6 protein-coding genes and 1 pseudogene are annotated in these 9,215 nt (G+C 73.6%); 5 read left to right on the forward strand and 2 right to left on the reverse strand.

Translation table 11 applies throughout. From position 1 onward, the window contains the following. Positions 1–342: 342 nt before the first annotated feature. Both ACLIYP_RS27460 and ACLIYP_RS27465 read left to right on the forward strand, forming a co-directional pair. Positions 343–537: a hypothetical protein gene (locus ACLIYP_RS27460; protein WP_412715798.1), complete on the forward strand. Its 195-nt coding sequence runs from the start codon at positions 343–345 to the stop codon at positions 535–537. A gap of 258 nt (positions 538–795) precedes the next feature. Further along, on the forward strand, positions 796–1,548 hold the full coding sequence (locus ACLIYP_RS27465; RefSeq protein WP_412715799.1) for a DedA family protein: 753 nt from the start codon (positions 796–798) through the stop codon (positions 1,546–1,548). A gap of 40 nt (positions 1,549–1,588) precedes the next feature. Here the strand turns inward: ACLIYP_RS27465 and ACLIYP_RS27470 are convergent, their stop codons facing one another. Beyond that, positions 1,589–2,422 (reverse strand): SAM-dependent methyltransferase, encoded by an 834-nt coding sequence (locus ACLIYP_RS27470; RefSeq protein WP_412715800.1) that lies wholly within the window; start codon positions 2,420–2,422, stop codon positions 1,589–1,591. Positions 2,423–2,742: 320 nt separating this feature from the next. Between ACLIYP_RS27470 and ACLIYP_RS27475 the strand changes: the two genes are divergently transcribed. Both ACLIYP_RS27475 and ACLIYP_RS27480 read left to right on the forward strand, forming a co-directional pair. Then, positions 2,743–3,627 carry an RNA polymerase sigma factor SigF gene (locus ACLIYP_RS27475; RefSeq protein ID WP_093656464.1) on the forward strand — a complete coding sequence of 295 codons (885 nt, stop codon included), beginning with the start codon at positions 2,743–2,745 and terminating at the stop codon, positions 3,625–3,627. Between the two features lie 236 nt (positions 3,628–3,863). Further along, positions 3,864–4,427, forward strand: coding sequence for a hemerythrin domain-containing protein (locus ACLIYP_RS27480; protein WP_412715801.1), 564 nt, complete (start codon positions 3,864–3,866; stop codon positions 4,425–4,427). Between the two features lie 118 nt (positions 4,428–4,545). Here ACLIYP_RS27480 and ACLIYP_RS27485 read toward each other — a convergent pair whose 3' ends face one another. After that, positions 4,546–7,119 (reverse strand): ATP-dependent Clp protease ATP-binding subunit, encoded by a 2,574-nt coding sequence (locus ACLIYP_RS27485; protein WP_412715802.1) that lies wholly within the window; start codon positions 7,117–7,119, stop codon positions 4,546–4,548. Positions 7,120–7,459: 340 nt separating this feature from the next. On the opposite strand from ACLIYP_RS27485, the pseudogene ACLIYP_RS27490 reads away from it, so the two are divergent. Then, positions 7,460–9,215: pseudogene (locus tag ACLIYP_RS27490) on the forward strand (haloacid dehalogenase); the annotation flags it as partial.

The following is a 9,215-nucleotide window of genomic DNA, read 5'->3' on the forward strand; positions in this document are numbered from 1 at the left end:
GTGCTCGATGTGCACGTGCGGCTCGCCGTGGTGGTTGTCGCGCGCCGCGGGGATCTCCACCGTCCACCACGGCGCGGCCGCCGCCGGATGCGGGTACCCCGCTGGCAGCTCCGGTCCCGGCGCGGGCGGCGGCCGTGCTCTCGCTCGTCTACGCCGCGGGGGCGGGCGCGCTGGCGAGAGCGGGCCGCGACCGGCTCAGGGCCGCCGGGCGCGCCTCGGGGGCGCGCCCGGAGCGGATCGGCCCGTGACCGTGCGTACGCCGGGGCGAATCAGCCGGGAATGCGGGGGTACGCAGCAGACAACCCCGCTCACGGGGGTGGAACCGAGCAGAGGAGGCTCGCTGTGAAGGGTGAACACGACAAGGAAGAGTCCTCCGCGCCGCGGCCGGCGCAGCTGCGCACCGGCAGCGAGCAGCCGGTGGACCCGGAAGATCTGGTCATGCTGTCCGGCCGCGAGCCCACGCCGGAACTGATCGAGAAGGCGCGCAGGGAGCTGGAGGAGCACGGAGCCGCCGCCGTCGAGAAGTACCTGCCCTAGCAGGCCGAGCGGGCCGCGGGAGGTCTTCCGCGGCCGTTCCACGGCACCGCCCGCCCCGTGCGGGCGGTGCCGTCGCCGGTCACCGGCCCGTGTGCTCCGTACGGATTCCGGCCGTCCGTCCCCCGGGACGGGAACCGGACGGCCCCCGAACACGCTGTAAGTTCCAGCCAGGTGCCGTCCGGCACCACGATTCCCGGGCGGCGCGTGCGCCCGGGTTATCGCTCCGGCGCATGCAACCGTTTCAGGAGCACGTCCCAAGTGACCCCTCTCGCGCTCGGTCCGGCCTGGCTGGACCCGGACCACCTCATCCAGACCTTCGGTCTGATCGGCATCCTCTGCATCGTCTTCGCCGAATCAGGGCTGCTCATCGGCTTCTTCCTGCCCGGTGACTCGCTGCTGTTCACCACCGGCCTGCTGGTCGCCACCGACCAGTACCTGCACCATCCGCTGTGGCTGGTGTGCACCCTGATCGTCCTCGCCGCGGTCGCCGGGGACCAGGTGGGCTACATGTTCGGCCGGAAGGTGGGACCGGCCCTGTTCAGACGGCCGGACTCCCGCCTCTTCAAGCAGGAGAACGTGGAGAAGGCCCACGAGTTCTTCGAGAAGCACGGGCCCAAGTCCCTGGTGCTGGCCCGCTTCGTGCCGATCGTGCGGACCTTCACACCGGTCATCGCCGGCGTCAGCCGGATGGACTACCGCAGCTTCCTGATCTTCAACGTCCTCGGCGGGGTGCTGTGGGGCGCGGGCGTGACGCTGCTGGGCGCGGCGCTGGGGCAGGTGCGGTTCGTCCGCGACAACATCGACCTGATCCTGGTCCTGATCGTGCTCCTCTCGGTGCTCCCGATCGTCGTCGAGTACCTGCGCGCCCGGCGCCGTCCGGACGGGGCGGTGCCCGCCGCCGACGCCCTCCTGGACGACGCCACCATCACCCTGCGGGGCGTGGCCGAGGCGGTGGCGGCCGACACGCCCGCGGAGGCGAGGCGCGGCCGGGGCCGCCACGCCAGGCGCTGAACCGCCGCCCCGCCCCGGCCGCGGCTCCCCGTTCCGCACGTCACGGCTTGACGCCGACCCCGCCGTACTCCTCCACGGCGGGGGGAAGGCCGCCGGGGAGCGGCGCACCGGTCGGCGGGGCCTCCGGCCGCCACCGCGAGACCGGCACCACGCCCGGCTCCAGCACATCCAGGCCCCTGAAGTACCCGGCGATCTGCCCGGGCGTGCGGAGGATGTAGGGGACCCCGGCCATCTCGTTGTAGAACCGCTGCGCGCGGTTGAACGCCTCGTCGCCGTCGGTGCCGTCGTTGCTCACCAGGCAGCTGCCCGACGGCAGCGCCGCCATCAGCCGCCTCACGATCGACCTGGCCTCGTCGTAGTCCTCGATGTGGCCCAGGATGTTCATCAGCATCAGGCCGACCGGGCGGTCGAGGTCCAGGGTCCGGGCGGCCTCGGCCAGGATGGTGTCGGGGCTGCGCAGATCGGCGTCGATGTAGGCGGTGGCGCCCTCGGGCGTGGAGGTCAGCAGGGCCCGGGCGTGGGCCAGGACCAGGGGGTCGTTGTCGACGTAGACGATCCGGGACTCGGGTGCGGTGCGCTGGGCGACCTCGTGGGTGTTGTCGGCGGTCGGCAGGCCGGTGCCGATGTCCAGGAACTGCCGCACGCCCAGATCGCCGGCCAGGTGCGTCACGGCGCGGGAGAGGAACCCCCGCGAGGCGCGGGCGAGTTCCACGATTCCGGGAAAGATCTCCTGGTACTGGTCGCCCGCCTCGCGGTCGGCGGTGTAGTTGTCCTTGCCGCCCAGCCAGTAGTTCCAGATCCGCGCCGAGTGCGGGATGCTGCGGTCGATCGCGGACAGCGCGTCCCGGTCGGTGCCGGGTTGGCCGTCGGTCATGGGACCCTCCTGATCCTGTGCCCTGTGCTGAGGCGGCCGGGCCGGCCGCCATGCACAACCTAGGACCTCTCGCCCTCCGTGCGCCGGTGATCGCGCGAGCCGGCGGGAGGCCGAGCGGCTCCGGCGGTCCGTCCACCACCGGGAACATGCCATTCACGGCTATATGCTGTGAGAAGTAAATCCGTTATGGTGGCATTTACCCCGGGTGATTAACAGACATCGTGTGTACGTAGGTAAAACCTCACCCGGATGGGCGTGTGAGTTGTTCGGGGCCGGGTACGCGCCGTGCTGCACATGACAGATCAAAAGAGGAGGGCATGATGCGTAGCCTGAGCCCGGAGGTTCAGCTGACGAGCGGTGACGTCTTGCCGGACCAGGAGCAGGAGACCGCCTCCACTGATCTGCCCGAACTGCCGAGAATCGAGGACGCGGGCAAGGTCGCGCCCCGCGATGCCCGGCAGCTGTCGAAGCTGTTCTTCGAGCGCCTGCGCGTGCTGGAGGAGGGGACGCACGAGTACCAGTACGCGCGCAACACCCTCATCGAGCTCAACCTGACGCTCGTCAACTACGTCGCCTCCCGCTTCCGCCACCGAGCGGAGCCGATGGACGACATCGTCCAGGTCGGCACCATCGGCCTGATCAAGGCCATCGACCGTTTCGACCTGAGCCGCGAGGTCGAGTTCACCTCCTTCGCCGTTCCGTACATCGTGGGGGAGATCAAGCGCTTCTTCCGGGACACCAGCTGGGCCGTACGCGTGCCCAGGCGGCTGCAGGAACTGCGCATCGAGCTGGCCCGGGCGAACGAGGAGCTCGGCCGCCGGCTGGGCCGCTCCGCCACCACCGAGGAGCTGGCGGAGTTCATGAACGTCACGGTCGAGGAGGTCATCGAGGGGCAGGTGGCCAGCAACGGCTACGTCGCCGGCTCCCTGGACCTTCCCGTGGGCGACGAGGGCAAGGACACCCCGCTGGCCGACCAGCTCGGGGACGTCGACCCGGCCCTGGAGAAGGTGGAGAACCTCCACGCCCTCAAGCCGCTGATGGAGCAGCTCGACGAGCGCGACCGGCGCATCCTGCAGATGCGCTTCGGCGGCGACATGACGCAGTCGGAGATCGGGGCCGAGCTGGGGATCTCGCAGATGCACGTCTCACGCCTGCTGAGCAGGGCGCTGGCGCGCCTGCGCGAGGGCATGCTGACCCAGAAGTGAGCCGACGGCCGGCGCCCGCCACGGGCGGCGCACGGCGACGCGGGGCCCGGCCTCCCGGCCGCAGGCCCCGCGTCGGCGTGTCCGGACGCGCCGAAGGAGCCCTCCGGGCCCGGCGGGGCGGGGGCGCACGGCGGCGGGTCACAGGGCGTTAGCCGCATCGGACTCCGGGCACACGTTGCCTGTGTCCGCCTCCTCGGCGGACGCCTGTGACAGACGGCGAAAGGAAGACACCGGCCATGGGACACGGCGGAGACATCATCCAGGAGCTGAGCACGGACCACCGGGAGGTCGAGGAGCTCTTCGGCAGGATCGAGGCCATGCCCGTGGGAGACGCGCGGCGCAGGGAGTTCGCCGACCAGGCCGTCATGGAGCTGGTGCGGCACTCCGTCGCCGAGGAGCAGTACCTGTACCCGGCGGTGCGGGAACTCCTGCCGGACGGCGACGAGATCGCCGACAAGGAGATCGAGGAGCACTCCGCGGCGGAGCGCACCATGAAGGCGATGGAGGGGCGCGGCGCCGACGACCCCGAGTTCGACCGGCTCGTCGCCGAGCTGATGACCGAGATCCGCTCCCACATCGCCGACGAGGAGCGCAACCTCTTCCCGCGGCTGCGCCAGGCGGCGACCCAGGAGCAGCTGGACAAGCTGGGCGACAAGGCGCGCACCGCGAAGAAGACGGCCCCCACGCGCCCCCACCCCTCGGCCCCCGACACCCCGCCGGCCAACAAGATCATGGACGCGGGCGCGGGCATGGTCGACCGGCTCCGCGACGCCCTCACCGGCCGGGGCAGGGGCCACTGAGGCAGCCCACCGGAACCCCTGCGGCGGCCGCCGTTCCCACCCCGGGAACGGCGGCCGCCGCACGTACGGCTCCGGTGCGCGTCCGAGCGGTGGGCGCCCGGGGCCGCGCCGCGGGCGCCTACCGCACCGTCGGCGCGGCCGCCTGGTCCCGGTGGAAGACCAGGGTCCCGTCCGACACGTCCACCCGCAGCCGGGTGTGCGGCTCCAGCTCGCCGCCGAGCAGCATCCGCGAGAGCTGGTTGTCCACCTCCCGCTGGATGGTGCGGCGCAGCGGCCGGGCCCCGTACTCCGGCTGGTAGCCGTGCCGGGCCAGCCACTCCACGGCCTGCGGGGTGAAGTCGACCTCCACGTCCTGGGCGTGCAGCCGCCGCCGCGTCTCGTCCAGCAGCATGTCCGTGATCCGCCGCAGCTGCTCGTCGGAGAGCTGGCGGAAGACCACGATCTCGTCGATGCGGTTGAGGAACTCCGGGCGGAAGTGCTCGCGCAGCGGGCGCAGCACCCGCTCGCGGCGGGCCGCCTCCTCGGCCTCGCCACCCGCCGCGCCGGGGGAGAAGCCCAGCGTGCCGCCGCGACCGGTGATGGCCTCGGAGCCGAGGTTGCTGGTCATCACGATGACGGTGTTGGTGAAGTCCACCGTGCGGCCCTGGGAGTCGGTCAGCCGCCCGTCGTCGAGGACCTGGAGCAGGATGTTGAAGACGTCCGGGTGCGCCTTCTCCACCTCGTCCAGCAGCAGCAGCGAGTACGGGTGGCGGCGCACCGCCTCGGTGAGCTGGCCGGCCTCCTCGTGGCCGACGTACCCCGGGGGAGCGCCGACCAGCCGGCTGACGGTGTGTCGCTCCTGGTACTCGCTCATGTCCAGGCGCACCATCCGGTCGTCGGTGCCGAACAGGGCCTCCGCCAGCGCGCGGGCCAGCTCGGTCTTGCCCACGCCGGTGGGACCGAGGAAGAGGAAGCTGCCGATCGGGCGGTCGGGGCTGGACAGCCCGGCCCGCGAGCGCAGCACGGCGTCGGCGACGACGGAGACCGCCTCGTCCTGGCCCACGACCCTCCGGTGCAGGTGCTCCTCCAGGCCCAGCAGCCGGGCCTTCTCCTCCTGGGTGAGGGTGCTGACGGGGATGCCGGTCTGCCGGGAGACGATGTCGGCGATGTCCTCGACGCCGACCTCGGCGATACGGTCGCCCACCTGCTGCCTCCCGCCCCCCTCGGCCGCCTGCCGCTCCACCTCGGCGAGGCGGTCGCGCAGCTCCCTGGCGCGCTCGTAGTCCTCGTCGGCCACCGCCTGGTCCTTGTCCCGCCGCAGTTGCTCGGCCTCGCGCTCCAGGGCGCGCACGTCGGTGCCCCGGGTGGACGAGCGCAGCCGCACCCGCGCGCCCGCCTGGTCCATCAGGTCGATCGCCTTGTCCGGCAGGAAGCGGTCGGTCAGGTAGCGGTCGGACAGCTCCACGGCCGCCAGCAGCGCCTCGTCGCTGTAGCGGACCTGGTGGTGCGCCTCGTAGCGGTCGCGCAGCCCCCGCAGGATCTCCACGGCGTCGGCCGTGTCCGGCTCGGGGACCAGGACGGGCTGGAAGCGGCGGGCCAGCGCGGCGTCCTTCTCGATGTGGCGGCGGTGCTCCTCCAGCGTGGTGGCGCCGATGACGTGCAGCTCGCCGCGGGAGAGGGCCGGCTTGAGCATGTTGCCGGCGTCCATCGCGCCGCTCTCCCCGCCGCCCCCGGCGCCCACCACCGTGTGCAGTTCGTCGATGAAGACGATCAGCTCGTCGCTGTGGGCGCGGATCTCCTCGATGATGCCGTTGAGCCGTTCCTCGAAGTCGCCCCGGTAGCGGGTGCCGGCGACCACGCCCGCGAAGTCCAGCTGGACGACGCGGCGGCCCAGCAGGTTGTCCGGCACGTCGCCGTCGGCGATGCGCTGGGCCAGGCCTTCCACGATGGCGGTCTTGCCGACGCCCGCCTCGCCGATCAGCACCGGGTTGTTCTTGCCCCGCCGGGCCAGGATCTCGATGGTCTGCTCGATCTGCTCGTCGCGGCCGATCACCGGGTCGATGCGTCCCTCGAGGGCGAACTCGGTCAGATCGCGGCCGAACTTGTCCAGGTTCGGTGTGCCGGTTCCCCCCGGGCGTCCTCCGGGAGCGGGCTGGCGTTCGCCGGCCGGGCCCGGGCCGCCGGGCTGCGGCCCCTCGGGGAGCCCGGAGCGCGGATCGAAGTGGGCGGCGTTGAGGATCTGGCCGGCCGCGGAGTCCCGGTTGGCGGCCAGGGCCACCAGCACGTGCTCCGGGCCGATGTACGACGAACCGGAGGAGCGGGCGACCTGGTGGGCGTCCATCAGGGCGCGCTTGACGGCGGGGCTGACGGAGATGGAGGAGCGCGGCGGACCGTCCCCGGCGTGCCGGTCGATCTCGGAGACGATGGTGTCGGGATCGCCGCCGGCGCGGGAGACCATGGCGCGGGTCGGCTCGGTGGTGAGGGCCGCCCGCAGCAGGTGCTCGGTGTTGAGGTCGGTGCTGCCGTGCTGCGCGGCGTAGGACGCCGCGGAGGAGACGAGTTGCCGGGCGGGCTCGCTCATCAGCCGCACGAAGTCGAAGTACCGGGGCCCCGGCCGCTGCCCGCCCGACGACGAGGCGCCCAGGAAGCGCGCGAGGAACTCTCCGAGCGGATCCCGGCCGAAGTCCTCGGGACCCATGTACCCGCTGGTCATAGACGTCCATCCCGCCGGCCCGGCGGACCGGGCCGCGCTTGCTGTCTCGGTTGCTGTCTCGGTGCGTCTGTCTCGATGCGTCTGTCTCGGTGCACCGGGGTTCCCCCTCGGGGCGGGACGACACGTCGGGTACGGCCCCACTTGCCCGGTTCGCCGCCGGTGGCAGGTGTGAGCCGGGCGTACGGGGTTATCCGGAGCGTGCGACTCCTTCGGCGGGGACCGTGCCGGGCGGGGCGATCCCCGCCCGGCACGGTCCCCGCCGGTGGCGCCGTCGGTCTGCCGGGTTCGCCTGTCGGATGTCGGGTTCGTCTGTCGGTTCGCTGTCGGGAGGGCATGGTCGATGTCGTTGCTGTCTGGTCTGCCGGGTGTGTCTGGTCTGCGCCTGCCGGTGCCGCCGCTGGTCGGTCTGGTGCCGGAGGGGGTGACGGCCGGGGCGCGCGAGGCGGTCGGCACCGCCGGCCGGCTGGCCGGGCAGCTCGTCGGGGTGCCGCGGCGGGCCGTGTGGTCCCGGCCGGGACGCTGCTACATCACCGTCCACGGGATCAACACCCCCGAGGGCGAGCGGACCGCCCGGCGAGTGGAACGCGTCCTGGAGCGGCACCCCGGGGTGCTGTGGGCACGGGTGAACGCGCCGTCGGGGCGGGTGGTGGTGGCGCTGGAGTCCCCGCCGCCGCCCGAACGCGAGCTGGTGGCGCTGGTGGAGCGCGCCGAGGGGCACGTCCCCTGCGCGGACGAGGAGCACGAGGAGTGGTGCCAGGAACCGCACCACCCCTGCGAGGGGCCGAGGACCGGCCAGTCCGTCACCGCCCTGGCCGCCGACGTGGTGGGACTGGGGCTGTCCACGCTCAACCGGGTGGCCCCCTGGACGCCGCTGCCGCCCGAGGTGGCCGCCCTCACCGGAGCCGTCGCCCGCCACCCGCGGCTGCGGCGGCTGGTCGCCCAGGGGCTGCACGACCCGCAGCAGGCCGACTCCCTGCTGCCGGTACTCACGGCCCTGACCCAGGGCGTGGCCACGCGCGGCGGCGGCCTCGTGCTCGACGTCGTGGAGCGCATGGCGCAGTGGCGGGAGGCCGGGGCCTACCGCAGGGCGTGGGAGGAGGCCGAGGCGAGGCTGGTGGGCAGCCCCGGGGACGCGGCGGCCGGTCCGGTCGCGGTGGAGCGTCCCGTACCTCCGCCCCCCGACGCCGTCGACCGCTACGTCGAGCGCTCGATGGCGCTGACGGCCGCGGCCGGGGCGGCGGCCGCGCCGTTCACCGGACCGCGGCGCGGGCTGGCGGTGGCGCTCTCCGGCGTGCCCAAGGCCCCGGACGCGGGGCGGGAGGGCTTCGCCACCACGCTCGGCCGCGCCCTGGCCCTGCGGGGTGCGACCGTCATGGACCGGAGCGTGCTGCGGAGGCTGGGCCAGACGGACACCGTCGTGCTGGACGAGGAGGCGCTCAGCGGCAGCCACCACGAACTGGCCGACCTGGTGCCGCTGGAGGGGGCCGATCCCCAGGAGGCCGCCGAGCGGCTCTTCGCGCTCTTCGCCCCCGAGAGGGTCGGCGGGACCCACCGCGACGAGGACGGCTGGGTCCTGGGGCCGCTGGAGGAGCTGGAGCTGAGCGGGCGCAGGGGAGCGCGGGCGGCGGCCCGGCTGCGCAGGCAGGGCAGTGAGAGCGTCCTGGGCCTGGCCCGGGGCAGGCGGCTGATGGCCGTGGCGGGCCTGGCCCGGCAGAAGGCCCCGGGCGCGGACGCCGTGGCGGCCGCGGCCCGCCGCGCCGGGGTCCGCGTGGTCCTGGCCGGTGCCCGCCCGGAGCCGGCCTTCGGCTTCGCCGACGCCGTCGTCCCCGGAGGGGACCGCCTCACCGCCTCGCTGCGCGGGCTGCAGGCGGACGGCGCGGTGGTGCTGCTGCTGTCGGGCGACCGGCGGGCGCTGGCCGCCTCGGACTGCGGAATCGGCGTCCACCGCGACGGCGATCCGCCGGCCTGGGGCGCGCACATCCTGATCGGCACCGACCTGGAGGCGGCCGGCCTGATCGTGGAGGCGGTCGGGGTGGCCGCCCAGGTCGACCGGGAGAGCCGGTTCCTGGCCGCGGGCGGCAGCGGCGTCGGCGCCG

Origin of the sequence: Streptomyces nanhaiensis (assembly GCF_046614825.1) — a bacterium.
GTDB lineage: Bacteria > Actinomycetota > Actinomycetes > Streptomycetales > Streptomycetaceae > Streptomyces > Streptomyces radiopugnans.